At 58.7% G+C, this 25,525-nt stretch carries 23 protein-coding genes; 10 read left to right on the top strand and 13 right to left on the bottom strand.

Going from position 1 to position 25,525, the window contains the following annotated elements; all coding sequences use genetic code 11:
• Positions 1-59 precede the first annotated feature (59 nt).
• Both xylF and xylA read right to left on the bottom strand, forming a co-directional pair.
• Positions 60-1,088 carry a D-xylose ABC transporter substrate-binding protein gene (xylF, locus tag ACSQ8V_RS23530; RefSeq protein WP_436207328.1) on the bottom strand — a complete coding sequence of 343 codons (1,029 nt, stop codon included), beginning with the start codon at positions 1,086-1,088 and terminating at the stop codon, positions 60-62.
• Positions 1,089-1,343: 255 nt separating this feature from the next.
• Positions 1,344-2,660, bottom strand: a complete 1,317-nt coding sequence (xylA, locus tag ACSQ8V_RS23525; protein ID WP_213766367.1) for a xylose isomerase — start codon at positions 2,658-2,660, stop codon at positions 1,344-1,346.
• Between the two features lie 931 nt (positions 2,661-3,591).
• Here xylA and ACSQ8V_RS23520 point away from each other — a divergent pair.
• The 3 genes from ACSQ8V_RS23520 (at position 3,592) to ACSQ8V_RS23510 (ending at position 7,703) form a co-directional block, all read left to right on the top strand.
• Positions 3,592-4,772, top strand: a protein-coding gene (locus tag ACSQ8V_RS23520; protein ID WP_436207327.1) for an IS3 family transposase whose coding sequence is annotated in 2 segments (ribosomal slippage) — positions 3,592-3,844 and positions 3,844-4,772 — 1,182 coding nt in all. Because the reading frame shifts where the segments join, the coding sequence is not laid out codon by codon here.
• Between the two features lie 612 nt (positions 4,773-5,384).
• On the top strand, positions 5,385-6,593 hold the full coding sequence (locus ACSQ8V_RS23515; RefSeq protein ID WP_436183903.1) for a XylR family transcriptional regulator: 1,209 nt from the start codon (positions 5,385-5,387) through the stop codon (positions 6,591-6,593).
• Positions 6,594-6,632: 39 nt separating this feature from the next.
• The gene (locus tag ACSQ8V_RS23510) at positions 6,633-7,703 is read left to right on the top strand and encodes an aldose epimerase family protein (RefSeq protein WP_436207326.1); all 1,071 of its coding nucleotides are present in this window, start codon (positions 6,633-6,635) and stop codon (positions 7,701-7,703) included.
• Between the two features lie 16 nt (positions 7,704-7,719).
• Here ACSQ8V_RS23510 and ACSQ8V_RS23505 read toward each other — a convergent pair whose 3' ends face one another.
• The gene (locus ACSQ8V_RS23505) at positions 7,720-8,088 is read right to left on the bottom strand and encodes a cupredoxin domain-containing protein (RefSeq protein ID WP_213766363.1); all 369 of its coding nucleotides are present in this window, start codon (positions 8,086-8,088) and stop codon (positions 7,720-7,722) included.
• Between the two features lie 26 nt (positions 8,089-8,114).
• A complete protein-coding gene (locus tag ACSQ8V_RS23500; protein WP_436207325.1) occupies positions 8,115-9,080 on the bottom strand; it encodes a metallophosphoesterase family protein in 966 nt (321 codons plus the stop codon).
• A gap of 297 nt (positions 9,081-9,377) precedes the next feature.
• Here ACSQ8V_RS23500 and ACSQ8V_RS23495 point away from each other — a divergent pair, with 297 nt between their 5' ends.
• The 5 genes from ACSQ8V_RS23495 (at position 9,378) to ACSQ8V_RS23475 (ending at position 13,476) form a co-directional block, all read left to right on the top strand.
• A complete protein-coding gene (locus ACSQ8V_RS23495; protein WP_436207324.1) occupies positions 9,378-9,986 on the top strand; it encodes an RNA polymerase sigma factor in 609 nt (202 codons plus the stop codon).
• A complete protein-coding gene (locus ACSQ8V_RS23490; protein ID WP_436207323.1) occupies positions 9,976-10,671 on the top strand; it encodes an anti-sigma factor family protein in 696 nt (231 codons plus the stop codon). Before ACSQ8V_RS23495 ends, ACSQ8V_RS23490 begins: the two co-directional genes overlap by 11 nt.
• A 716-nt stretch (positions 10,672-11,387) precedes the next feature.
• A complete protein-coding gene (locus ACSQ8V_RS23485) occupies positions 11,388-11,750 on the top strand; it encodes a hypothetical protein (protein ID WP_436183898.1) in 363 nt (120 codons plus the stop codon).
• Between the two features lie 25 nt (positions 11,751-11,775).
• Positions 11,776-12,312, top strand: a complete 537-nt coding sequence (locus ACSQ8V_RS23480) for a YMGG-like glycine zipper-containing protein (RefSeq protein ID WP_213766358.1) — start codon at positions 11,776-11,778, stop codon at positions 12,310-12,312.
• Between the two features lie 690 nt (positions 12,313-13,002).
• Positions 13,003-13,476 (top strand): hypothetical protein, encoded by a 474-nt coding sequence (locus ACSQ8V_RS23475; protein ID WP_436207322.1) that lies wholly within the window; start codon positions 13,003-13,005, stop codon positions 13,474-13,476.
• Positions 13,477-13,646: 170 nt separating this feature from the next.
• On the opposite strand, the gene ACSQ8V_RS23470 is transcribed toward ACSQ8V_RS23475, so the two are convergent.
• Both ACSQ8V_RS23470 and ACSQ8V_RS23465 read right to left on the bottom strand, forming a co-directional pair.
• A complete protein-coding gene (locus tag ACSQ8V_RS23470; RefSeq protein WP_436207321.1) occupies positions 13,647-15,179 on the bottom strand; it encodes a sensor domain-containing diguanylate cyclase in 1,533 nt (510 codons plus the stop codon).
• Positions 15,180-15,680: 501 nt separating this feature from the next.
• Positions 15,681-15,818 (bottom strand): hypothetical protein, encoded by a 138-nt coding sequence (locus ACSQ8V_RS23465; protein WP_436183895.1) that lies wholly within the window; start codon positions 15,816-15,818, stop codon positions 15,681-15,683.
• A gap of 758 nt (positions 15,819-16,576) precedes the next feature.
• Between ACSQ8V_RS23465 and ACSQ8V_RS23460 the strand changes: the two genes are divergently transcribed.
• Entirely contained in the window at positions 16,577-16,801 is a 225-nt protein-coding gene (locus tag ACSQ8V_RS23460; protein ID WP_213766353.1) for a hypothetical protein, read from the top strand.
• A gap of 414 nt (positions 16,802-17,215) precedes the next feature.
• On the opposite strand, the gene ACSQ8V_RS23455 is transcribed toward ACSQ8V_RS23460, so the two are convergent.
• Together ACSQ8V_RS23455 and pyrE are read right to left on the bottom strand one after the other, a co-directional pair.
• Positions 17,216-17,611, bottom strand: a complete 396-nt coding sequence (locus ACSQ8V_RS23455) for a VOC family protein (RefSeq protein WP_436207320.1) — start codon at positions 17,609-17,611, stop codon at positions 17,216-17,218.
• 84 nt (positions 17,612-17,695) lie between these two features.
• Positions 17,696-18,211: an orotate phosphoribosyltransferase gene (gene pyrE / locus ACSQ8V_RS23450; RefSeq protein WP_213766351.1), complete on the bottom strand. Its 516-nt coding sequence runs from the start codon at positions 18,209-18,211 to the stop codon at positions 17,696-17,698.
• A 277-nt stretch (positions 18,212-18,488) separates the two neighbouring features.
• Here pyrE and ACSQ8V_RS23445 point away from each other — a divergent pair, with 277 nt between their 5' ends.
• The gene (locus ACSQ8V_RS23445; protein ID WP_436207319.1) at positions 18,489-19,013 is read left to right on the top strand and encodes a hypothetical protein; all 525 of its coding nucleotides are present in this window, start codon (positions 18,489-18,491) and stop codon (positions 19,011-19,013) included.
• A gap of 124 nt (positions 19,014-19,137) precedes the next feature.
• On the opposite strand, the gene ACSQ8V_RS23440 is transcribed toward ACSQ8V_RS23445, so the two are convergent.
• The 5 genes from ACSQ8V_RS23440 to ACSQ8V_RS23420 all read right to left on the bottom strand — a co-directional run bounded on the left by ACSQ8V_RS23440 (position 19,138) and on the right by ACSQ8V_RS23420 (position 25,031).
• Positions 19,138-20,766 carry an NAD-dependent malic enzyme gene (locus ACSQ8V_RS23440; protein ID WP_436207318.1) on the bottom strand — a complete coding sequence of 543 codons (1,629 nt, stop codon included), beginning with the start codon at positions 20,764-20,766 and terminating at the stop codon, positions 19,138-19,140.
• Between the two features lie 126 nt (positions 20,767-20,892).
• Positions 20,893-22,059, bottom strand: a complete 1,167-nt coding sequence (locus tag ACSQ8V_RS23435; RefSeq protein WP_436183892.1) for a mandelate racemase/muconate lactonizing enzyme family protein — start codon at positions 22,057-22,059, stop codon at positions 20,893-20,895.
• Positions 22,060-22,502: 443 nt separating this feature from the next.
• The gene (locus tag ACSQ8V_RS23430) at positions 22,503-23,243 is read right to left on the bottom strand and encodes a DUF4410 domain-containing protein (protein ID WP_436207317.1); all 741 of its coding nucleotides are present in this window, start codon (positions 23,241-23,243) and stop codon (positions 22,503-22,505) included.
• Between the two features lie 428 nt (positions 23,244-23,671).
• Complete coding sequence (locus ACSQ8V_RS23425) at positions 23,672-24,397, bottom strand: alpha/beta hydrolase (protein WP_436207996.1); 726 nt, start codon at positions 24,395-24,397, stop codon at positions 23,672-23,674.
• 262 nt (positions 24,398-24,659) lie between these two features.
• Positions 24,660-25,031, bottom strand: a complete 372-nt coding sequence (locus ACSQ8V_RS23420) for a DUF4148 domain-containing protein (protein ID WP_436207316.1) — start codon at positions 25,029-25,031, stop codon at positions 24,660-24,662.
• Positions 25,032-25,525: the final 494 nt, after the last annotated feature.

The raw sequence follows: 25,525 nt of genomic DNA, 5'->3' as shown, positions 1-25,525 counted from the left end.
CTCATACGCTTAGAGCGTATTTTCAAGGCCCTCACGCCTGGCATGACGCAAAAGGCGTATTAATTTCCCGCCAACTGGGCCTGCGTATAGAAGCCGTCCTTTATCACGGTATCGACATTGCTCTTGGTCAGGAGCGTCGGCTGCAGCAACACGGTGTTGACCTGCTTCATGCCGTTATCGTATTTCGCGTTATAGGCCGGTTGCTGCCCTTTCGCCAGGTCCACCGCCAGTTTGGCCGCTTCGCCTGCAATCAGCTTCAGCGGTTTATAGACGGTCATGGTCTGCGTGCCATCCACCAGGCGCTTGACTGCTGCCAGGTCGGCATCCTGCCCGGAGATAGGCACCTTGCCCGCGAGGTGTTGCGCGGCAAGCGCCTGGATCGCGCCGCCGGCCGTGCCGTCATTGGACGCCACGATCGCGTCGATCTTGTTGTCGTTCGCGGTCAGCGCGTCTTCGGTGATGCGCAGCGCGGTCGCGGCGCTCCATTCCGGCACCCATTGCTGGCCGACAACCTTGATGTCGCCGCGATCGATGGCCGGCTTCAGGATCTTCATCTGCCCTGCACGCAGCATCTTCGCGTTGTTGTCGGTCGGTGCGCCGCCGAGCATGAAGTAGTTACCCTTAGGCTGGGCGTTGAACACGCCTTGCGCCTGCATTTCGCCGACCTTTTCGTTGTCGAAGGAGATATAGGCGTCCACATCGGCGTCGAGGATCAGGCGGTCGTACGACACCACCTTGATGCCCGCCTTCTTCGCTTCCGCCACTACATTGCCGAGGGTTTTCGAATTGAACGGCACGATCACGATGACATCGACACCCCGCGAGATCAGGTTTTCGATCTGCGATATCTGCCGTTCTTCGCTGGCATCGGCGGATTGCACGGACACCTTGGCGCCCAGCTTCGTGGCGGCGGCGACGAAATAATCGCGGTCACGCGACCAGCGCTCGACCCGCAGGTCGTCAATACAGAAGCCGATTTCAGGCTTGTCCTTGCTCGCATGAGCGAGGGTAGGAAGCACGGTCAAACTGGCGAACATCGCTCCACAGACCAGCGATCCAAGCACGGCACGGCGTTTTGCGAACTTCATGTCTCACTCCTTTTTATGGTTGACTAGCCGATGCGTCTCCCTGCGTAGCCGGTCAGGACAACGCATGTGCGAGAGAGGGGACGTCGGTGGAATCTACTGCTTGCGCCGCGAATCGATGTTCGCGGTCGTCGGTTTTGCGGGTGGGTCGTCTCTTTAGTTTGTCGTTAGCTTGGGCCCTTGATCGCCTTGGATGCAATTGCGAAATCAGCCGGGCCGCTTAATGATTTTCGATGCGGGTTTCCGCGAATACGCACATCACTTATAGATCGCCCTGTTCACGATATTTTCAAGCTGCTCCTGTTGTCCGCTCACATGCTGAGGGTTAACACGACGTCCAAGCGCATCGATAGCCAGCGACTCCAGAGAGTAACCGCCCGAGAGTATCTTGCGGCCAAATTCTGTGTCCCAACCCGCATAACGCTGCGTCTTGAATTCGGCAAGCTTGTCGTTCTCGACCAGCGTGGCGGCCCGTTCAAGTGCAATCGCTATCACGTCGATCGCGCCTATGTGCCCAAAGAACAGGTCTTCGGGCGCTACGCTCTGGCGCCGTACCTTCGCATCGAAATTCATGCCGCCGGTGCTGAAGCCGCCGTGCCGCAGGATTTCATACAGCGCCAGCGTCAGCTCTTCGACGCTGTTTGGAAACTGGTCGGTGTCCCAGCCGTTTTGCGGATCGCCGCGATTTGCATCGACACTGCCGAAGATACCTAGCGCGTATGCAGTCGCAATTTCATGGTGGAACGAATGTCCCGCCAGCGTTGCATGATTCGCTTCAATGTTTACGCGGATTTCATTTTGCAAACCGAACTGTGCGAGAAAACCGTGGACTGTCGCTACGTCGTAGTCGTACTGGTGCTTGGTCGGTTCTTGCGGTTTCGGCTCGATCAGCAACGCGCCTTTGAAACCCGTCTTGTGCTTGTGCTCCACCACCATGTTGAGGAAACGTCCGAGCTGATCCCGTTCGCGCTTGAGATCGGTATTGAGCAGCGTGTCGTAACCTTCGCGACCGCCCCACAACACATAGTTTTCGCCGCCAAGCCGATGCGTGGCCTCAAGTGCCTGGAACACCTGCGTGGCTGCGAACGCAAATACTTCGGGGTTTGGATTGGTCGCGGCTCCTGCTGCGTAGCGCGGGTGCGAGAACAGGTTCGCCGTACCCCATAACAGCTTGATGCCGGTCTCTTCCTGCTTGGCCGCCAGATAGTCCGTGACGCCTTTGAAGTTGTTGACGTAGTGCTTGATGCTGTCGCCTTCGGGTGACACGTCCGTGTCATGGAAGGTGTAATACGGCGCGCCCAGTTTCGAGAAGAATTCGAACGCCGCGTCGGCTTTCAGATGGGCGCGTTCGATAGCGTCGCCGGGTTGCTGCCACGGACGGTGAAACGTGCCTTGGCCGAACATGTCCACGCCCGGCCAGACGAACGTATGCCAGTAGCAGACGGCCAGCCGCAAGTGATCCTCCATGCGCTTGCCGAGCACCAGTTTGTCAGGGTCGTAATGGCGATAAGCAAAGGGGTTATCCGACTGGGGGCCTTCGTAACGCACGGCGGGCAAATGTTCGAAATATGACATGGGCGTCTCCTTCTTTTTAATGTGTCACCATGCTGCCAGCATCGTCGCGGACCGGGCAATTGCGAAATCCGCCAGCGCTTATGGTGTTTCTTGAGGTTGGAGGTTAGCGGGAGGGGGAGCGTTCGCACTTGGGGTTGGGGGGCTATGGTGGGGTGGTGGGTTCCCGGGGGTTAGTGGTCAGGGTTAATGCCGGGGTGGTCGGTTCTGGGTTAGTGGTCGGAGTCTATGCCGGGTTGGTGCTTTCGGCCGTGGTGGTCCGCCTGAGTCGGATTTTCTCTTTATCACTATTAGCCACTGTGCGTGGCGGCACGTCATTTCTTTGTCCAAAGCGACAAAGAAACGAAGCAAAGAAAACGCTTTCAAACCACGCTACCCTAAGTGTCCACAGCGTGCAGTTTTCATTCATGGGTGCCCCAAAAGCACGGTGCTCGCCAGAGCCACGGATGTGTGAACCCCTCCTTCTCGCGAATCCTGACACGAACACGCTTCGCCCCGTACGCTCTCGGGCAAGCACCATTGCCAAGGAACCACACGCTTCGCCACCAGTGATTGAACCCGCCCAAGGAGCACCCCGCGCTATCCGCGGACGACCGCCCCAACAAATTTGTACGCACCTCGAACCATGTAGCCAACCCGTCAAGAAACAATGCCGCGAAGATGCGGGTGGCCTAACCGACGAAAATAGCTGTACAGAACGCGCAGCCAATTCACAAAAACTGAAGCAGTAAACACAAACACGCAAGAAGCTGTGGCCTATGAATATGGTCGCACGGACCAGGTAGCTAACCTGTCAAAAAACCGCAGCCGTAAATACCCGTGAGGCGGTGCGGGTTCCTTAGCAATTGTGCTTGCCCGAGAGCGTATGAGCTTCCCCCGAAATTTAGCCTTCCACAGGTGACGTAAAATTGACGTTACTTTGGAAAGACTAGAAATGAAGAAGATACCGAAAAAGGCGTACACGGCAGAGTTCAAGGAACTTGCTGTCAAACGCGTGAGCGATGGACAGACGATCACGGAAGCGGCGAAGGAGCTCGGCTTGAGCAGCCAGAGTCTGCGCAACTGGATTAAGGCCGCTGTGGCGGGCAAGCTGACGGGGGCTGGCAGCAAGGTCGTCACGCCGGAAGCAATGGAGCTGTCCCACCTGCGCTCCGAGGTCGCTCGCTTGAAGCGGGAGAACGAGATCATAAAAAAAGCAGCGGCGTACTTCGCGCGGGATGTTCTGTGAAGTACGCCTGGATTGGCACGCATATCAAGGCGTTCGCGCTGCTTGAAATGTGCGTGGTGCTCGACGTTAGCATCAGTGGCTACAGAGCGTGGAAGCGCGGTGGCACGCCTGATCGCAAGCGGTTGACCGATGATCAAATGCTGGCCTTGATTGGCGCCATCCATGCCGAACTCAAGGGCGCTTACGGCAGTCCGCGCATGATGCGTGAATTGCGCCTGCGAGGCTTCAGCGCCGGCAAGCAGCGAGTCGAAAGGCTCATGCGTGAGAATGGCATCCATGCTCGTCACAAGCGGCGCTACAAGGTCACCACGGACTCAAAGCACGGCTTGCCGGTGGCTGAGAACCTGCTCGATCGCAACTTCACTCCGGCAGCGCCGAACCAGGTCTGGACATCGGACATCACGTACCTTTGGACCGACGAGGGCTGGCTGTATTTGGCTGTCGTTTTGGACCTGTTCAACCGCGAGGTAATTGGCTGGTCGCTCAAGCCGCGCATGACGGCAGACATTGCGACGGACGCGTTGGCGATGGCCTGGTTTCGCCGCCGGCCGGCCGAGGGCGTCATGCATCACTCGGATCGGGGCAGCCAATATGCCAGCCACGCGTTCCAAGACAAGCTCAAAGAATATGGCATGACCTGCTCGATGAGTCGCAAGGGCAACTGCTGGGACAACGCCCCCACTGAAAGCTGGTTTAACAGCTTTAAAAACGAGCGGTATCATGGCGTGCGTTACGCCACACACGCCGAAATGAAGGCGGCGAGCTTCGACTATATTGAAGTCTTTTATAACCGCAAACGGCAGCATTCAACGCTCGGCTACAGGTCACCAATCCAGTATCTCGACCGCTGGATCAGTGAACAAAATCAGGGCGAGCAAGCTGCATAAGTTCCACCTACTGGAAGACGAAATATCGAGGGAACCTCAGTACGGGGCGAAGCGTGTTCGTGTCAGGATTCGCGAGAAGGAGGGGTTCAAACATCCTTCGCTCTGGCGAGCACCGTGCTTTTGGGGCACCTATGAATAGAAACTGCACGCTGTGGACACTTAGGGTAGAGCGGTTAAAGCGTTTTCTTTGCTTCGTTTCTTTGTCGCTTTGGACAAAGAAATGACGTGCCGCCACGCACAGTGGCTAATAGTGATAAAGAGAAAATCCGACTCAGGCAGACCACCACGGCCGAAAGCACCAACCCGGCATAGACCCCGACCACTAACCCCGGAACCGACCAACCCAGCACTAACCCCGACCGCCAACCCCGACCGCCAACCCCAGAACCCACCATACCCCCAAAAAATCAACGCCCAAACCCCGAGTGCGAACGAAAACCCCTACCCAATTTCGTAACACCACTAAGTGAAAATCAGGCTGGCGGTTCCCCGACGCGCGGGCCTAAAATCAGCAAACGCTAAAAAGACCCCGTAAAAAAACAGGCGCATATTGCGCCGCAACAGAGACGATGGACATATCGCGGCCAGCGGCATGCATCCATACGGAGTTCGATGACACGACCACAGACCGCTCAGGCTTCACACCGGATCGCGCTGCTGTTCAACGCGAACAAAGTGTATGACCGCGAGGTGATTACCGGCATCGGCAACTATTTGCTGTCCACGCGCGTCGCATGGGATCTCTTCCTGGAGGAGGATTTCCGCTGCCGGCTGAATGGCATTGAACGCTTCGAAGGCGATGGCATCATCGCGGATTTCGACGATCCAGCAGTGGCCGAAGCATTGGGAGATTCCCAACTGCCCGTGGTCGCCGTAGGTTCGTCTTATGCGGACCCGACATGTTATCCAGCCAGGCTGCCCTATATCGCAACCGACAACACCAAGCTGATGTCGCTTGCGTACACGCATCTGATCGGTGCGGGCTTGCAACGTTTCGCGCTTTATAGCCTGCCTGAAGCGCCGGAAAACCGCTGGGCACAAGAGCGTGAACTGGCCTTCAAGACGCTGCTCGCAGCCGATGGGCTGGAGGCAGATATCCATCGCGGCCTGCCGACCAGCGCGCCGGTCTGGAGCCAGGCAAGCGCACAACTGACCTCATGGCTCGAGAGCTTGCCGAAGCCCGTCGGCGTGATCGCCGTGACCGATGCCCGCGCGCGGCATCTGCTGCAAGCGTGCCTTATCTCGGGTATTCCCGTACCTGAGCAAGTGGCCATCATTGGCATCGACAACGATCCGCTGACCCGCTCGCTCACCCGCATTCCGCTCTCTTCCGTGATTCAGGGAACCGAGGAAATGGGCCGTACAGCGGCTCATTTGCTGCACCAGATGCTGGGTGGCGCGCGCTTTCACGGCAGACGCATCCTCGTGCCGCCGGTGGGCATCAACGTGCTCGAATCGACTCGCCATCAACCGGTGTCGAGTCCCTATGTCATGCGTGCGCGCCATTACATCCGCCAATACGGATGCCAGGGCATCAAGACCGAACAAGTGGCCGATTACGTGGGCGTATCGCGCTCGTCGCTGGAGGATCACTTCCGCCGCGAACTCGGTTGCACCGTGCATCAGGAGATACTGAATCACAAACTCGATGTCGCGAAGCAACTCCTCGCTCGTCACGATCTATCCAGCGCCGAAGTCGCCATCCGCTGCGGTTTCACTTCGCTGCAATACATGTACGCCGTGTTCCGCCGCGAGCTGGACTGTACGCCGCGCGAATATCAGGAGCGCCTGGCGGTCGCGCCCTGCGCACAACCCGGCTGATCCCCGCCCTCCATGAGTTTCGCCGAAATTTTCGCCGATATGCCCCCCCCTCTCCGCCCAGGCTCTGCGCGCGTAAGTGTCGAACGCTGGGGAGAGTTGCCCGGCGGCGATGTTGCGCGCCTGTTCACGCTGCGCAATGTGCACGGCATGCGCGTCGCAATCAGCGATCTCGGTGCAACGCTGGTCTCGTGGAATACCGCTGATCGCGCGGGACGCGTGGCAGATGTCCTGCTGGGTCACGACACGCCCGCCGAATATTTCGCCGGCCATGCTTATCTGGGCGGCGTGATCGGACGCTGGGCAAACCGTATCGAGAACGCCCGCTTCGCGCTCGACAACGTCGCCTATTCGCTTGATCGCAACGAGGGCGATAACCTGCTGCATGGCGGTGCGGCAGGATTTCATCGGGCGCTGTGGGACGCCCGGGAAGTGGACGGCGCACTGGTCCTTACGCATGAATCGCCAGAAGGCGACGCGGGGTTTCCAGGCAATGTGTCAACCACATTGCGCTATACGCTCGACGACGACGGCACCTTGACGCTCGCGTATGAAGCCGTATCGGATGCACCTACGCCGCTGAACCTGACGAACCATGCCTGCTTCAATCTGTCCGGCGACGAAACCGCCGATATCCGCGGCCATGTCATTTCCATCGATGCCGACACGTTCTTCGAAGTCGACGCCGCCCTGATCCCCGAAGGCCGCGCTCAGGTCGCGGGCCATGCGTTCGATTTTCGCGCGAGCGCTCCGCTCGGCGCACGGCTCGACTGGCCGCACGACCAGCTCGCGCGTGCGGGCGGTTTCGACCATTGCTATGTCGTAGGCGAAAGCGGCAAAACACTCAAGCCCGTGGTACGGCTTTACGACCCAGGCAGTGGCCGCGAGTTGACAATGGGAACCAATGCCCCCGGCGTGCAGTTCTATACCGGCAATCATCTGGATGGCATCGTGGGACGGCACGGACAGCGTTACGGCAAACACGCCGGCCTGTGTCTCCAGGCCGGTGCGTTTCCCAACCAGGTCAACATGGCGGACGCGGGAAGCGTGATCGTGCGCCCCGGTGAACCGTACCGGCAGGTCACGTGGTATCGGCTGGGTCTGCAGCAATAGCCCGTAGTAGTCCCTTCTATTTCACAACAATCGTGCCCGTCATGTGCGGATGGATCGAACAAAAATACTTGTACGTGCCGGGCTTCGGGAACGTCTGTGAAAACTGCTCCCCGGAATCTAGCGGCGCCGACTTGAATTCGCGCGGGGTTGCATCGTTGACGATGGTATGAGGCATGTCGTCATGGTTCTCCCAGGTCACGGTCGACCCTGCTGAAACCGACAACTGAGCAGGACTAAACGAGAAGTTGTCGATCACAACGATAGCCGCCGGCTTCGCCTCGGCGGCGAATGCGGGCGCAGCCACCAGCGCCGTTGCAAAGGATACTGCGACCAGCGTTTTGGCGGCGGTCTTCGCTACCCATACACGCCGAAGATCAGACATCATCGTTCTCCGCTTGTTCAAGATGGCGCTCATACGCTGAGCCGCGTATCGACAATGGCCAGGTCAGCTTTGCCTGGAACATAGTTGACTGTGCGCACCCCGAGCATCTTGCGTAGCGTGTCCGCCGGGACCTTCATCGGACCGGGACCTGCTGCCGTGCCCGGTGCGGGTTGCGGAAAAGCGGTCGACAACGCGGAGTAAAAATTGATCTCACCTTCAACTTTTTGTGCGACCTGATGCACATGGCCGTTGAGCACCGTGACCGAGCCGAAACGCTTCATCAGGCTCAGTGCCTGCGCGCTGTCGTCGGTGCCCCAGCCCCATTGCGGATACAAAGACCAGAGGGGGATATGCGCGAACACCACCAGCGGCGTGCTGCTCGTGCGCGCGTGCAGGTCTTGCTTCAGCCACGCTAGCTGTTCGTCGCCGAGAAAACCCAGGCCGCCTCCACGCAGATCCAGCACATTGGTCAGGCCGATGAAATGCACCCCGCCCTGATCGAAGCTGTACCACTTGGGGTCCGCGGGTTTGGCAAAGCGCTCGAAATATGAACCGCCGTCATCGACGAGCACGTCGTGTTCGCCCGGTACGTAGTGCACATCGAGCCCGGCGCTCTGGACGATCTGCGTGGCGGTGTCGAACTCGCCGGGCTTGGACAGGTGGCTGATGTCGCCGGTATGGATGATGAACCTGGGCTTCTCCGAGCTCGCGCGGATCTTGTCGACGGCTTCCTGCAAGGTGCTTGCCGGATCAAGGTTCGGGTCCTTGCTGAAGCCAATATGACTGTCGCTGATCTGCACGAAGCTGAACGCGTGGTGGTCGGTTTCGGCCGCCTGCGCGGTCCCGCCTATCAGCTTCGACCCAGGCACGCCGCCGTTCAGGGTCCACAGCATGCCCGCACCGGCCCATGCCATGCACGTCAGCGCGGTGCGCCGTCTGGCGCCGTGTTCCGTGAGGGGGTCGGGCGGGAGGATTTTTTTGTCGAGGTCGGGCATGAACGGCTCCTGATGGATGGGTGTGCAAAACGGGTATGCACGTGGCTATGCATTGGCCCATGCCCATCAAACTCAGAGGTCCAGCGCTTTATTCCTGGTCAATTTTTTCGCCAAACTCGCATAATCGGGAATAAATCAGGTAGTTGACCGGTAAGTACAGTCGAGAGCCGGCGTCTTGAATTGCGGTATTGCGGACCGACCGGCGACCCGTCGTGCGCGTCGGCGCGTAGCGCACGTTTGCACGTTCCGCGCGTTCCACAGGTTCCGCGGCAACACCGCTTGCCAGGGAGAGTACCGATGGCGAAGCACTCGCCGAATCGCTTCGATGCGGTGATGCTGCCGCATCTGGACGCGGCGTATAACCTTGCCCGCTGGTTGAGCGGCAGTCCCACGGACGCCGACGACGTCGTGCAGGAAGCCTTCCTGAGAGCCTTCCGTTTCTTCGATAGTTACGAGGGCGACAATCCGCGCGCCTGGCTGCTGGCGATCGTGCGCAACACGTGGTTCACCGAATGGCGCAGGCAACATAACCGTGTGGATGCCACGCCCTACGACGATTCGCTCAACGTCGACGATCAACTCCCCGGCTGGGCCGATGAAAGCGGCGACGATCCGGAAAAGCTGGCGGTGCGTCAGGACGAAACCGAACTTGTGCATCGGGCGTTGGCTACGTTGCCGGTTGAATATCGTGAGGTGATCGTCTTGCGTGAACTGGAAGACATGAGCTACAGGGACGTAGCGGCCGTAGCGGGCATCCCGCTGGGCACAGTCATGTCACGGCTTTCGCGCGCGCGCCGCCTGTTGTGCGCGGCTGTACGGGCGGCGCAGGGCGGGTCGGAACAGCAGGCGATCCGCCTGGTCAAAACACCACCCGCCGGTCCGGAGGAGTCCAAGCGTGGAAACTAAATCCAACTCATCGCTCTCCGGGAAACTGCGCGACGGCTCGCTTTACGAACGGGCCCCGGAATCCTTGCGCGCGCAGGTGCAAGCCCAGTTGAAAGCAGAAACGGCCAGGAAAAGTCCATCGCCTTGGAACGGGTTGTGGCGCATGGCGGGATTGCCGTTCATCGGCGGGGGAATCGCGGGGATCGGCTTGTGCTCGCTGGTCTTCATGACGCTGCTCTGGACCCGGCAACCGCCCCGTGGCAGTGACCTGCAACAGGAGATCGTTTCAAGCCATGTACGGGCACTGATGTCGGCGCGCACGATGGATGTGTTGTCGAGCGACCAGCACACGGTGAAGCCCTGGTTCAATGGACGTATTGACTATGCGCCACCCGTGGTCGATCCCCAGGCGCAAGGCTTTCCGCTGGTCGGCGGGCGGCTCGATTACGTGGATCATCGCCCCGTTGCCGTCATGATCTACCGGTATCTGAAACATCCGATCGACTTGTACGTCTACCCTGATGATCGTGGCAAAAGCGATGGCAGAAGCGCTCCGTCGTCCACGCCTCTGATCACGCAATCCGACGATGGTTACTCGCTGGTCGAGTGGCGTCAGGACGGCATGGTGTATTGGGCCATCAGCGACGCATCGCCGGTCTACATCAAGCGGTTCGCCGAAGCGATCAGAGCTGAAACGCGGCAATAACCGGAAGCGGACGGCTGAAGCCCGTGGTCCGCGGTTCATTTGTTCGCGGACCACGGGCCGGCGTGATGGTCCGCGTCATGGCCTGGCCTGGCCCGGACCGCTGCTGCGCTTGCGCTTTTATCCGACCTCGCCGCTTCCTTGTGGCGCCACTGCCGGCGACCGTTTTCCAGCGGCGCTACGTCGCCTTGCGGTTCTGCTACGCTTGCGGCCGCGTCAGGTGTTGCGTCAACGCGCTCTCTTCCATCGCCATTCGCACCGACACTTGCTCGCGAATAACCGCTGGTTGCACGAGCAACTATTCATAGACACCTGCTCTTGTGCCTGAAGACAATTCGGCGTCTCATGTAAACAACACTGCACCTGGAATTATCGGGCGAATTGATCGTTTTCAATCCTGAGACCCTGCTTCGGGCACTTGGCGGCGAATGCATGCATTCGCCGCCAAGTGCCCGGAATTACAGGCGATTTTCGAACGATTCTCGTAAAATATATTACTTTATACTGTCAATTTTCTTTCTAATAGACACGTTCACTGCAGTTTTGTAACGATCGGAAAAATGGCGAGTAACGTCTGTAATGGCGCTTCGTGGTCAACTGAATTAGCGTTCAGGTGTGCTCCTTTTAATGCAGCAGATCGCGGGGCGGTGCGATATCTGCTTACCGCTTACGGTAAAGAATCGGGGAGCGTATCGTCAAACCAGGTTGGGAGAAATGTCGTGAAACGCCTGAATTCTTGCTTGCCGCTGGCGGCGGTCGCAGTCGCCGCAGCCTGTCTCTGCGGGCCGGCAAATGCTGCACGTGTTTTTGTTGGGGTGGGCGTGGGTGTGCCTTATTACTATCCGGTTGCACCTGTTCCGTATTACTACCCCTATCCTCCGGTCGTGGCTGTACCGGCACCGCCACCGGTCAACTATGTCGAACAGGGACAAGCGCAGGGTCCGGGGCCGTCGGCCGATGCCTCCGGACAGCAGGGTGGTTCCTGGTACTACTGCGATGCATCGAAAGCGTACTACCCGTATGTGAAGGACTGCCCGTCCGGCTGGCGTCCCGTGGCGCCGCAGCCAGGCAACTCTCAGTAATCCTTGAATGGAAGATCAAAGCGTCATGAAGTATCCAAGACTTGCATTACTCGTTTCAATGGGGGTTTCGCTGGGCATTCTTGGCGGGTGCGCCGTAGTGCCGTCGGGACCGAGCGTGATGGCCCTTCCTGGCACTGGCAAGACTTTTGACCAGTTCCGCGCGGATGACGGTTCGTGTCGCCAGTTTGCGTATGGGCAGGTGGGCGGCGAGTCGGCCAATCAGGCCACGACCAACAGCGCGGTGGGCAGTGCAGTGGTCGGTACGGCGTTGGGCGCCGCGGCAGGTGCGGCGTTCGGTGGCGGTTCGGGCGCAGCTATTGGTGCCGGCGCTGGCTTGCTGGGCGGCAGTTTGTTTGGTGCGACCAATGCGCAAGGTTCGGCGTATGACGTGCAGCGACGCTATGACTACGCGTATCTGCAGTGCATGTATGCGAACGGCAACCGCGTGCCAATGCGCGGCCGGATGATGAGCGCACCGCCGCCGCAAGGCGTTTATTCGACGCAGCCGCCTCCTCCGCCACCGCCGCCCGGAATGCCGCCTCCTCCGCCGCCGGGGTATTGAAGAAGGCGCGCTTTCGTTGGTTTCGTTCGCACCCGGCCAAAGGGTTCAGTTGGAGGAGTGCGAACGAAAAACCTATCCATGCGTATGGATTGAGTCGTTGATTGTGCGCGCGCAATCAATTACTGCCGGTGCCCGGCGCTGCTTCGCTTCGGCGAGCGTCCGGTGACTCGTCGGCGCGACAACAACACCGATCCCATTGGCCGCCGCTCCCGGTCAACCACGGCCGCTGGAATCGTCATATCGCCAATAATCAGCCCTTCCCCGTTCGACGCATAGCCGCTAAGCCTCCCTTGCATCAGCCGAGAATCAATCTCGCCGAGATCCGTCACCGTGTACCGCGTATGCACCACACGCTCACGCCTGGTTAAAGCCAATCTGCATCGCATTCAACGCAAGCTGGTAACGCTTCGTGCGCGGATGCTTCTTCACATACCTCAGCTTTTCAAGCGTGTAGGTCATCCGCTGCGCTGAACTCCTGGTGATCGACTTAGCCACCGCCATCCCGGCAACGTCATCGTGTTTCACTGCGGCCGGGGTACAAGCAAGTAGCGCCAGAGCGCACCCACCTGCAGAAAAAAGACATCCGGGAACCGAAGAAGCGTAAATTCATTGGATAGGTTCCGGCCTGTTGCGTGGATCATGCGACGGGTCAAACGTCGAAGTCGGACAAGTTGTACAGGAGGAGCAGCCATGAACACAAAACAAAGTAAAAAGGGACATCTCGAAGCCGCAGCGTCGCATCACGAGCAGGCCGCGCGATTTCACCGCGAGGCGTCACACCATTTCGAAGCAGGCAAGGACTACGACCACGCCGCCCATCAGGCGGTCATGGCACACGGTTATGCGCTTCACGCCATAGACGAGGCCAACAGCGTCGTCAAACACAACGCCGGTTCGTCGACAGTATTGCCGCCGCCAACGGGTTCCGCTGAACACAGCACGACCGCCGCGCAGCATCACGCAACAGCTGCGGAACTCCATGGGCAAGCGGCACAGCATTTGCGCCACGCAGCCAAACTCTTCGACGATGACCGTAGCGCTGTTGCGCACGATACCCAGTTAGCGTTTTCCCTTGCCGTGCGCGCGCTATCTCACGGGAACGAGGCGGCCAGGCAGCATGTCACGTCAATCCGCGATAAAACCCCAGTCACCGGCGCGGCCTGAGCACACGGTTAAAGGATGTTGCCGCGAGCAACATAAGGGAAACCATCAGCGCCCTGGCCTCTTCGACCGGAGCCGGCTAAACGAACGCCAGGGCGCGTGCTCATCACTATCAGCCCAAGGATCAGCCCAAGGTCGCGCCTTGCATGAGGCCGTGGGCACTTAAATCCGGCCTATGTCGTAACGGCCGCTCCGCCGAATGGCTCGGCCATGCTGGTTTGGTTTCTGCCTGAAGCCTTCGCTCGATACACGGCCTGGTCTGCCGCCTTGATCAACGCGAGCGCGTCGGTTACCTCTTCGGTATCTGTACACGCCACGCCGATGCTCACCGTGATCAACCCATGTTCGCTGCCGTTGTGTTCGATAGCCAGTCCACGCACCGCTGCGTGAATAGCGGCTGCAACTACAGCCGCCGCCGCGCCGTCCGTCTCCGGCAGCAAGACGACGAACTCCTCGCCCCCGAAGCGCGCAGCGATATCGCCCGGCCGCTGGCTGTTACGCGCGATCGCTTGCGCCACGGCGGTCAACGCGTCGTCACCGGCCTGATGACCGTACGTGTCGTTGTAGCTTTTAAACCGGTCGATATCCACGAACAAAAGCGCCAATGGTTTTCCCGAGCGTTTCGAGCGGTGCCATTCGAGCATGAGACGATCATCCAGACTGCGCCGGTTACTCAGACCCGTCAGCCCATCGATACGCGTCATGTCGCGCAACTGCTGCTCGACAATCAGCCTGTGCCGGAATTCCACGGAGAGAAGCTGCGCGGCAAACAACATGCCGATGATCAGCAGCGCAGTAACAATGCCGATGTACCACGCCCGGCTCGTCCAGTCCGCAAACACGTAACGGGTCGCGGGCGCAATGATCACAATCATTTTCAGCTTGTCGAACCGGCGAAAGTTGTACAGCCGCTCCTCTGCGTCTTTCCCGGATGTGTCGATGAACGACGTCTCATGCGTCTGCCTGAACCGCTCGAAGTTTTTTCTCCCGCTGAAGTTCTCGTCGACCGGGGTTCCATCGTTCGGATAACGCAGGATCACATGGCCGTCATCCTGCAAGAGCGTAATGGCACCCCCAGGACCAAGCTGGACGCCCGACAGCAGGTTCTGGAAGTAGTCGAGCCGAAAGGCCGCCACTACCACACCAGCGAACGAGCCATCAGGATGGTTCACCCGCCGGCTGAACATGAGATCGACTTCACCGGGATTAAGGCGCGACTGTAGCGGACGGCTGACGAACAGGCCCAGCTTTGGATTGTCGCGATGAACGGTGAACCATGGGCGATCGGACAGATCCACGCTGCGTGGAACCACGCTGGTGGAATCCACAATGATCCTGCCCCTCGAATCAAGGCACAACAACGCGCCTATGTACTGGCTGGCGGTAGCGGATCTATCGAATAGAAGTTCCCGCCTCAGGTGGTCCGGCAGCCGCATGATGTCTGCGTCTTGTGCGCCGTCCACGGCCGCTTGAATGGAGAGGTCCGTGAGTTCGGAGGTGTAGGTGATGTCATGTTCAATGACCCGCGCGAGATTGTCTGCATTCTCGATAGCGCGAGCGGTTGCGTCCTCACGCGCCTGCACCAGGACAGCCAGGGCGAACCCGAGCACGATCACCGAGAAAGCGATGCTGCCTAGACCTATTGCATTCGGATGGCGCGCTAAAGCCGCTCTTAGCCGAAAGAAAATAGTCGTTTTTTTTAACATTCGAAGGCTTCCAACGCTAAGGCGGTATTGTCTGACGCTCTCGGACCCGAGCCGACCCGCGCCTGTTCGCACTTCGCCGATCGCCCCTCCTGCTTGCGGAAAACGGTTTCCCTAACGGTTTCCCTAAAGCCGCGATCACCCACGCAATCAGTCAATGCCTTGCATGCACGTCCCACCTTTCGATTTTCTTTCCTGTCTGGTCCTGTGAGCAGTCCAGCGCTCATTCGTCATGCAATTATTCTATGCGCTCTGGGCTGGCGCGCGATGATCTTTCTTCTTGTACGCGTTTGTCCGTCGAGGCTGTCACCGCGATCCAACGCCGTCAGGCTACGCGTCGCACAGGGCAATGCCAGACGCGGAAAAGCCGTTCCTGCGAAATGCAGAACGGCTTTTTCAAAGACTGTTTAATGCCTTGTTGATGCGCTTTGTTGATGCGGACGCAGCGGATTTAACCGGGCTTCGACGCCATGCCTGCGCATCGATCAGCCGGAAAGCTCCGAATCAATGGCAGCGATTCACCCAATGGTGATGCACCTTCACTTTGTGGCACTCGCGATGATGATACGGCGCAGCGGAGGCCGGAGCGATAGCGCAGAAGCTCGTTGCTACGAGAGCGAGGGTGATGGCAATTTTCTTCATGGTGTTTTCCATAAGTGCGAGGCGGGTAAAAAGTGAAGTAGCTTCACATGGCGAGTCGTGCATTCATGCACAGGTGGTACAGACGCCGACATCGGCGGACAAGTTCAACGACAGACATCAACCCCGGCGCTCAACGAGCTTTAGCTCGTCGCTTTAGCCCGTCTAACGATCGATGATGCCGTCGGTCAAACATCCCAAGAACCTGCCCGCCGGTCGATGGTTGCCCATCTACTTGCCTATTAACGGCTTGAATGCCGATTTGGATAACAACTTTCTGCAATTTTTTTTGCTCACGGGCAATGGGGTTAACGCCGGTCAGGACACGGATTGATGCTCATCAAACTTCAGTTGATATGATTGTGATGTCGGCATTTTGTAATCTATCCGGGTGTTACGGACCCCTTCATTCTTCACCCCGCATGCCAAGTTGCGGCATGCAGCAATAGAAGCATGCGCAAGGTTTGTTCCACCTGTGCCAGGGAGCACTTGTCATGCGGTGTAACGCATGTAAGCAGCCCTGCAACGCATTCGCGGCAAGCACGGCATACACTCAACATGCGTCTTCTCCCAAAGACGCGGTTGTGAGTGATGCAAGTGACTGCAGCTTGGCCCGCCCTCTTGGGTGGGCCGTTTTTTTCTTCACGCTTTGATCCAGTCGCTTTGATCACTTTCACGAGCCTTCGCGGCAAGCATGCTATTTCCATCGACCGGATCGCGCGACTGAGCATCACGAGCTGATCAATACAACCGAGTCACACATGAACCGTATCCCGTTTGCCCCGGGCGTCGCCTGTCTGTTGTTCATTTCCTCAGCTTACGCACAGTCCAGTCCGGACATGGCCAACTCGGCCATCGCGCAAAACTTCCAGTACATGAACCATCCGCCCGCGCCGCCGGTTCAAGCCAGCGCACCGGCCGCAACCGGAAGAGGCCATGGGCATCGGCACCAGCAGGCCTCGACCGACACCGACCAGGCTCAATAGCCACGCTTGGGGCAACGCTCGCCATTCTGTGGACGGCAGCGAAACGCTCATTGGTTGTCTGGATTGCGAACGCTGGCGCCCCCGGTTTGAACTCTGATCCTGCGCACGCGCGTTCACAATCCCGTGGGTCGTGTCAGCCATGCAACTGGAGGCAAGGATTTCACCCAAGGAGCCGCGCTCATGCGCGAGACCGGTCAGATCGCATAACAACTTGGCAATGCTAATGGTTAGTTCTACTTTGCCGCAGCAAGTTCACCTGGCTTGACTACGAAGTCCACGGAAGCGCTCGGTGCAGAACTCAAGACCCGGGACAAAGTATTCATGGCAAGCCATCACCGCCGATGACTTCTCCGGCGCATACAACTATTTTTCGGGTAGCGCGGATACAGGGTGAAGGCTTGAGCAAACCAGCCGTCAGGTGACGAGGTGACACACCGCTTCAACGCGATTGCCCGCCGGATCACGGAGGAACGCGGCGTAATAACCTGGATGGTAGTCGGATCGTAATCCTGGAAGTCCATCCGAGCGGCCCCCAGCCACAAGGCCCGCCGCGTGGAATGCGTCGACCTGCCCACGGGAAGCGGCCTTGAAACACCAATGCCGCTTGTTGTCGCCTATCAGGCCCTGATCCAGGTACACCGCGAGATAAGTCGATCCAGCATCCTGCGGCGTGCACCGTTCGCCGTATCCCAGCGCGTGAGGCAAGTCGTACACCTTCGCTGCGCCGAGCACGCTCATGATCGCGTCGTAAAAGCGCCGGGCAATGTCGAGATCGGGAACACCGATAGAAACGTGATCGAGAAGCTGCATGCTCGGGCGCTCAAGGAGGGAGACTCAGGATGGCGTGCTCACAGCGCACAGGACCGGGATAGCGCAAGCCTTCAAAGCAAGCCCTTACTGCCCGGCTTCTATCTGCGAGAAGGTATAGAGGGATCTCAATTCAATCCCGATTCCCTCAAGCATTTCCTTGCCGCCGCTTTCACGGTCGATCACGCACAGCGTCAACGAAACCGGCACGCCGTCGGCGCGCAGTTTAGCCACCGCGTCGGAAATTGCGCCGCCGCTCGACACAATGTCCTCGACCAGCACCAGCTTGCGTCCGGCCAGCTCGGCGCCTTCCGCATACTTGCAGGTGCCGTACTCTTTCGCTTCCTTGCGGATATACGCGGCGGGCAAGCCAGTCACCTGGCTGAGCATGGTCACGATTGGAATACCGCCCATCTCGAGACCGCCCAATATTTCGGTGCCGGGGGGGATCAGGGGCACCATCGCTTCCGCAATCGCTTTCAGCAATACGGGATCGGATTCGAAGCGATATTTATCGAAGTAGGTGTTGCTGCGCTTGCCTGAACGGAGCAGGAAATCGCCGCTCAACTTGGACACTTCGCGGATTCGCCGGGCAATGGTCATGAATGGTTTCCTCTTACTTTTACCGGGTAACAATTGTTTCGCGGTCGCAAATCTACGCGAAAACTCGCTTTCGCGGAAGCAATTATCCCAGGCGCGGCTTTTCCGACATCGCGTAAAGACAGGGTCCCGCCTGAATTATCCGGCCGTCAAAGACCCCGATAACGCGCCGCCCGCATGTCCGCCAAAGGCGAAGGGGTACCGCCCTGTACGCGCCAGGCGGCGCTAGACTTGGGCCCGCACCCGCTCCCACCCTGTCGGCATAGTCACTGAACCGCCCATGATCACTCTGCAAAAATCCATCGAAATCTATATTCGGGCAAAGGACAGCAATCGCCCGTTTTTGATCACCGACGCATTTACCGCCGATGCCGAATTGACAATGCAAGTGAACACCTCGGAAATCTCGTTCCCGGCTACGGTCAAAGGCGCGAAAGCTATTTCGAATGTTCTGGTGAGCGAATTTGCCCAGCGTTATGAGAACGTCTACACCTTCTGCATCGGCGATCCGCCCGCTGCCGGACCGGCATTTAGTTGCGACTGGCTTGTGTGTATGTCGGAGAAAAGCACCGGCTTGGCGCGCGTCGGTTTCGGCCGATACGACTGGTTGGCATCGGACGATTCGGGACAGGTCCGGCAACTTCGAATCACGATAGAAGAGATGACGACATTGCCGCAAGATGCTGTCGAGCCGATCTTGCGATGGGCCGACGCCCTGCCGTACCCGTGGTGCCCTCGGGAACAGGTCGGCGGGCGCGCGCCGAAGATCCCGGCGATCGACCGCATCCGGGCCGCGCTTGCCTAACGCATCCGCACGATGAAAGCAGAGTGAAACCGCTTGGGCCGGAATCTCGGGCCCGAACCCACCGAAAGCGTTCGACATGTTCCAGCCCCGATCGGGCATGGGCCAAATCGAACGCCCGCCCGACTCAGAGCGCGTATGCCGGCTTATAGGCGCAGTCGCGGATCAGTGCAGTGATGTCGTCCGGTCTTGGCACGCGCGCCAGTTGATTATCGAAAATACACTCGGCCACGCGCACGGCCACATGAAGCGAGGCCTCGAAAATCTTGCTCTGCGGCGGATAGATCAGGCCGGTTGCAAGACTGGCTTCGGAAACCTGCTCGGCCACTGCTTTCGCCGCGATAATGAACATTTCGTCCGTGACCCGAGTTGCCTGGGTGGCGAACACGGCCATGCCTAGCGCGGGAAAAATATAGACGTTGTTGCCTTGTCCGGGCACAAACGTGCGCCCTTCTATTTCCACCGGCGGGAACGGACTGCCGCTCGCAAAAATAGCGCGGCCGGAGGACCACCGGTACGCTTCCTCGGCCGTGCACTCGGAGCGTGAGGTCGGGTTGGAATACGGGAAGATGATTGGACGCTCGTTGATCTGCGCCATGGCCTCGATCACCTGCTGGTTGAACAGCTTCGGCACGGTACTGACGCCAATGATGCCCGTCGGTTTCAGCGCCTTCACCGCGTTGGCAAACGTATCCACGGGCGCATGATCCACAGCGAAAGGCTTTTGGAAATCGGCCAGGTCCTGGCGCGATTTCACCATCAGCCCATTCACGTCGAACAGCGCGTTGCGTGCCCTTGCTTCGTCGATACTCAAGCCTTCCAGCACCATCGCCTGGCTGATCAATTCGGCAATGCCGGTCCCCGCCGAGCCGCCGCCCAGGAACAGGAACCGCTGGTCGACGAGCTTTTGCTTCGAGATGTGAAGCGCGGCGAATATCCCCGCCAGCGCGACGGCTGCGGTGCCCTGGATATCGTCGTTATAGGTGCAGATCTTGTCCTTGTATCGCGCGAGCAGCGGCACGGCATTGAAGTTGGCGAAGTCTTCCCACTGGATGCAGCATTTCGGATGCAACTCCAGCGCGGCTTCGACAAACTCGTTCACGAATGCATGGTATTCGTCACCGCGTACACGTTCCTGGCGCAGGCCCAGATACAGAGGATCGTCGAGCAGGTCGCGGTTATTGGTGCCCACATCCAGCGTCACCGGCAGGCAATATTGGGGCGGCACGCCTGCGCAGGCCGTATAGAGCGAGAGCTTGCCGATAGGAATGCCCATCCCGCCGACGCCCAGGTCGCCAAGTCCGAGAATGCGTTCGCCATCCGTCACCACAATGAAGCGAACATCCTTTTCAGGCCAGTTTTGCAGCAGCTCTTTTACCCTTCCGCGCGCCGAGATGGGCACATACATGCCCCGCGTCGCACGGAATATATGGTTGAATTTCTGGCATGCCTCACCGACTGTCGGTGTGTACACGAGCGGCATGAACGTCGCCGGATCGGACATGATCGTGGCGTAGAACAAGGTCTCGTTGCGGGCCTGGAGATCGGACAACAGAAGATATTTTTGCAGGTCGTTGTCGAGGGCGCCCAGTTCCGTATGCGTACGCGCGACCTGCAATTCCAGCGAACTGCTGCCCGGCGGAAGCAGTCCTTCGAGATGGTATTGGCGGCGTTCTGCTTCGGTAAAGGCGGAGCCTTTGTTAAGACGGGGATCGCGAAGGAGATCGCGGCCGGTAAGCTCGCTAGGTTTTTGCATTGCAATATTCCTGTCAGCCGGCGCTTCGGGATGGCGCCGAATAGCGTATGAATACGTCGCGTCGGGCGCCGCCACACCAACCGCTAGAAAATAGCCAAGCCACGCGACGACGAAGAGAAGAAAGCCTTACGACGACAAAGCCTGCATATGGACATACAAATCGCTCTTGCCTTCAAAGCCGATGCCGGGAAGTTCCGGCAAGGTCACATAGCCGTTGTGCACTTTCACGCCGTCCGGAAAGCCGCCGAATGGCTGGAACAGATCCGGATACGATTCGTTGCCGCCCAGACCAAGACCCGCTGCAATGTTCAATGACATCTGGTGGCCGCCGTGCGGGATACAGCGCGAACGCGACCAGCCATGCTGGTGCAGCATGTCCAGCGTACGCAAATATTCGACCAGCCCATAGCTCAACGCGCAGTCGAATTGCAGGTAATCGCGGTCGGCCCGCATGCCGCCATAGCGGATCAGGTTACGCGCATCCTGCATCGAGAACAAATTCTCGCCAGTTGCCATTGGCTTGTCGTAGTAATTTCTCAGCGTGGCCTGCAGTTCAAAATCGAGCGGATCGCCCGCCTCTTCGTACCAGAACAGGTCGTATTGCGAGAGGGCCTTTGCATACTGAATGGCCGTGTCCAGGTCGAAGCGGCCATTCGCATCCACAGCGAGCTTTTGACCGTCCTGCAGCACGGACAGCACCGCGTCGATGCGGCGCAGGTCGTCGTCGAGCGAACCGCCGCCTATCTTCTTCTTGACCACCGTATAACCGCGGTCAATATAGCTGCGCATCTCGTCCTTGAGCTTGCCGAAATCTTGGCCCGGATAGTAGTAACCGCCCGCCGCATAAACGAATATCTCACGGTCCGGCGTGCCGTTGCCGTAGCGGTCCGCCAGCAACTGGAACAGCGGCTTGCCTTCGATCTTCGCGACCGCGTCCCATACCGCCATGTCGATAGTGCCGATGGCCACCGAGCGCTCGCCATGACCGCCGGGCTTTTCGTTCGTGAACATCGCGGCCCAGATCTTGTGTGGATCGAGGTTGTTACCCGAGATGTCGAGCAACGAATCCGGCTCGGCTTCCAGCACGCGCGGAATAAAACGTTCGCGCATCAGCTTGCCTTGGCCGTACCGTCCGTTCGAATTGAAGCCGTAGCCTACGACGGGTTTCCCGTCGCGGATGACGTCGGTGATAACGGCAACGAGACTGAGCGTCATCTTGCTGAAATCGATATATGCATTCCGAATGGACGAGCTGATCGGAATGGTTTGCTCGCGGATTTCCACGATTTTCATGTGACTGTCTCCTGAGTGCCAAGGAATACGCGAATGAATGCTTAAGCGGATAACGAAGCTTACGCTCGTGCACCCGCATTGCACTTCACCGCTACACATATGATTATTCAGTTTAAGTGAAGAATGACTAGTCAGAAAATGCCGGGGCTCTTGTTGGGAAAGGCTTTTGTTGCATTGCTAACTGGGGTACACCCCAAGGGGGCTCCGATCCGCACTCCACCAGCGTTCCGTTTCCAAAAACGCCAGCACGAGGCTTCCCGGCACTGCGCCGGGAAAGCCGTAAAAACGGGTGTGGGAAGCAACTGATGCGGTGATGGTCATTTACACGACGCGGTCACCGTCAGTGCGATACGGCAAGCCAATAATATGGCCGGCCCAATGGGTAGCCCTGCCTATCGTGCTCAGTCCTATTTTCGGTTCGGTATGGGCCAGCACGGTCCACACTACTGGCTTGCAACCCGCTGCTGGTTGTCCAGCGACGCTTCGATCTGAAGCGCCACCAGTTTTCCCATGGCGGATGCATCGTGCTCTGTAGTCGATCGTGTGTTTCCGGCCGCTTTCTTGGCCGTACCGACAGCAAGCGACCCGCCGCCCATGGTTAGAAGCGCACCGGGCGACTTACCGCTAGCCGAACTTATGTCGAAAGCCAACACAACCGTCGAGCGACCGGATCTGACGGAAGACACGGTGACGTGCATCCTGACCGTGCTTGCGCCCCGTCCAAGCCCGACCATGATCCGCTTGCTTTCGTTGCCTTCGTTGATAGCAAGGAATTCACCGTCAACCACAAGAGTGGAACGGGCGCTGGCCCCCTCAGGCTCCCCCACTTTCCCGGTCGGAATCTGGACCTTCTCCAGCTCGTCGGACAGCCCCTTCGTGAAGGCCGTCTGAACGTTTTGAGCCAGCATCTCCGGCGTCAGGTCGTCAGGTGTACCGAACAAGTTCATTCTGTGCCTGCGCAACCTCGCCGCAAGAGACGTGTCCAGCGCTACTCCGCTGACGGGAGGCGCCAAGTCGCGTACCAGCACGATCTCCGGTTTAGGAAGATCGTGAACGTCCCCGCCAACCTCGACTTTATCGACCCTGGCCCCACCCGTCAAAACACTGCCGACGCTGTCTTGCGCCTGCGCGGCCTGAAGTGCTCCAAAAGTCAGCAAGACAGCTGCAATCGCGGTGCGTTTCATATAGATCCCTTCAATTTGGTAGCAATCGCCGTCCCGCTTTCACTCGGCTTACCGCACCGATAGGGCCGCGTCCCGGAGACAGCGGGTTCGCTTTCTCCGGTGCGTATATTGGACATCCTGCGCACGACTCACCAGCGCATTGCGACGAAGCGGCGTGACAGGTCGCGAAAGGTCTCCTCACCATCGCGGAACGCAAGTCAGTTGCCGGTTAGGCCTGCATGCGCCTGCAGGCGAAAGATCATGAGATCATCAAATCGATGAAGATGCCCCGTTGTAGCGGCCGCGAAACGTCAACCAAGCGCCGCCGGGCAATTCCAGGCGTTCTGTCGCTTGATTGTGGCTGCCCTCGTTGGTCTGCCGAAAACGGACAGTCAGATGCGCGGACGCGCCTTCCGACGCGACCGCGCATCTGACTGCCCTTGGGCGCGTTATTGCTGGGCGTGCTTCGCTGCGTCTTCGATCACCGCGGCCACTTCCTTCGGACGCGATTCATAGACCGAGTGGCTTGCACCCGCCAGCACGGTGGTGTGGCTATGGGCGCGCTGGTAATAGAAGCGCTCCAGATCCGGATTGATGATCTTGTCGGCGCCGGCCACGATGCCCCAGCTCGGCTTGGTGGTCCACGCGGCGACCGTCATCGGCGCGGAGAAGACTTTCGCCGCCGTCAGGATCTGCGATTGCGCTTCGAACTGCGCTTGCTTGAGCGGCAGGTCAGCAGCGAAGTCCTTCGGAAAATCAGCCGGATTCAGGTACGTATAACCGTCGTCGGTCTTCTTGATCGCTCCCGGCTGCTTCGACGTATAGCTGGGCATCTTCTTGCCCAGATCGGACTCGTCCTCGCCGACGGCCGGTGCATGCGCGGCCACATACACCAGGCCTGCCACCTTCGGATCGACACCGGCTTCAGTGATGATCGAGCCGCCATAGCTGTGCGCCACGAGAATGGCCGGGCCGTCCTGCAGGTCGATCACGCGTTTGGCGGCAGCGACATCGTCGTCGAGCGAGGTCAGCGGCTCCTGCACCATGGTGACGTGGTAGCCATCCTTGGTCAGGATGTCATAGACCGGCTTCCAGCCCGAGCCGTCCACCCACGCGCCGTGTACCAGGACAATGTTCTTGATCGCGGTGGTGGCAGGTTGGGCGTCCTGCGCCATTGCTGCGGAAGAGGCGAACACGCAAGCGGACAGGGACAGAACAGATGCAGCGAAAGGCAAGATCTTCACGACGAAACTCCATTAATAGGTGTGAAATAAGGGGGTGAAATAAGGGGGATGCAATTTAAAAAATAGCTGGCTTGATCCGTCATCGCGCAGGGCTGCGCGATGCACTCGTCTATCAAGCCGTCTATTTCTACAAGTAGAACAAGCGGGGATCCTGCTTACGCCGGCACATGGCACAGGATCCGTACCGCCGCACTTAGCTGCCGAAGAACACATTGCAGAAGCTGACCGGACCGACGCAGTCGGACTGCATCCCCGTATGGGTTGCCGTATGGGTCGCCAAACGGGTCGGTGCACCCGACGCTGAGCTACCGTTCTCCGCGACACCGCCAACGGCCTGGTTTGCCAGTTGCTGATCGTTTTGCGCAGCGATTTTGGCTTCAGCCGCCTGAATGTCCGACGGGTAGTTAATGTCGTTAGCGCCCGGCGTGTAACCGGCCTTCTCGACACGAACGAGGTCAGCGCGAACTTCTGCACGCGTGAGCGGTGCATTCGACTGGGCGAAGCTGAGAACCGGAGCACCAAGGGTGGCGACGGCGAAAGCGATACCAACAAAAATCTTCGACATGATTAAGACTCCTCTATTAAGTTAAATTAACTGAGCGGCACGAACGCCTGTCAGCGGGTGATACATAATCCGGTTGAAACTACTTTCAGGTGACTCAGAAGCAGTCTGATCCTCCCGTGATTTAAAAAAGCGACGCGATCATTACCAATCTGTTATGTTCGGGCGCAGACATTCATTCACATCGCATTCCTAACTGAATGGCAACTTATCCTCGGTATGGAACGTGATAGCTAACCGCAACTCTTCTCGTCCGGTCCCGTCTGGTTGCCTCACGCCTGTCTATATGAGGGCAAACACAGGGACCCAGGATTTATTCCGCACTTTTCTTGAAACGGATCAAAATACGGGGTTGGTATCTCGGCGTCGCCTTATCGGCCGGCGCCGGACATCAATTCCTTGCGACAGGCAAATATTCGCTCCAACGCGTGCTCGTCTCCAGCGATTTGCGACGGATCGGCCATATGCGTCGCGAAACGCACTGGAGAAGTCGCGAA

This window comes from Caballeronia sp. LjRoot31, from assembly GCF_964253885.1.
GTDB lineage: Bacteria > Pseudomonadota > Gammaproteobacteria > Burkholderiales > Burkholderiaceae > Caballeronia.
This window is presented reverse-complemented; position numbering and strand designations above follow the sequence as displayed.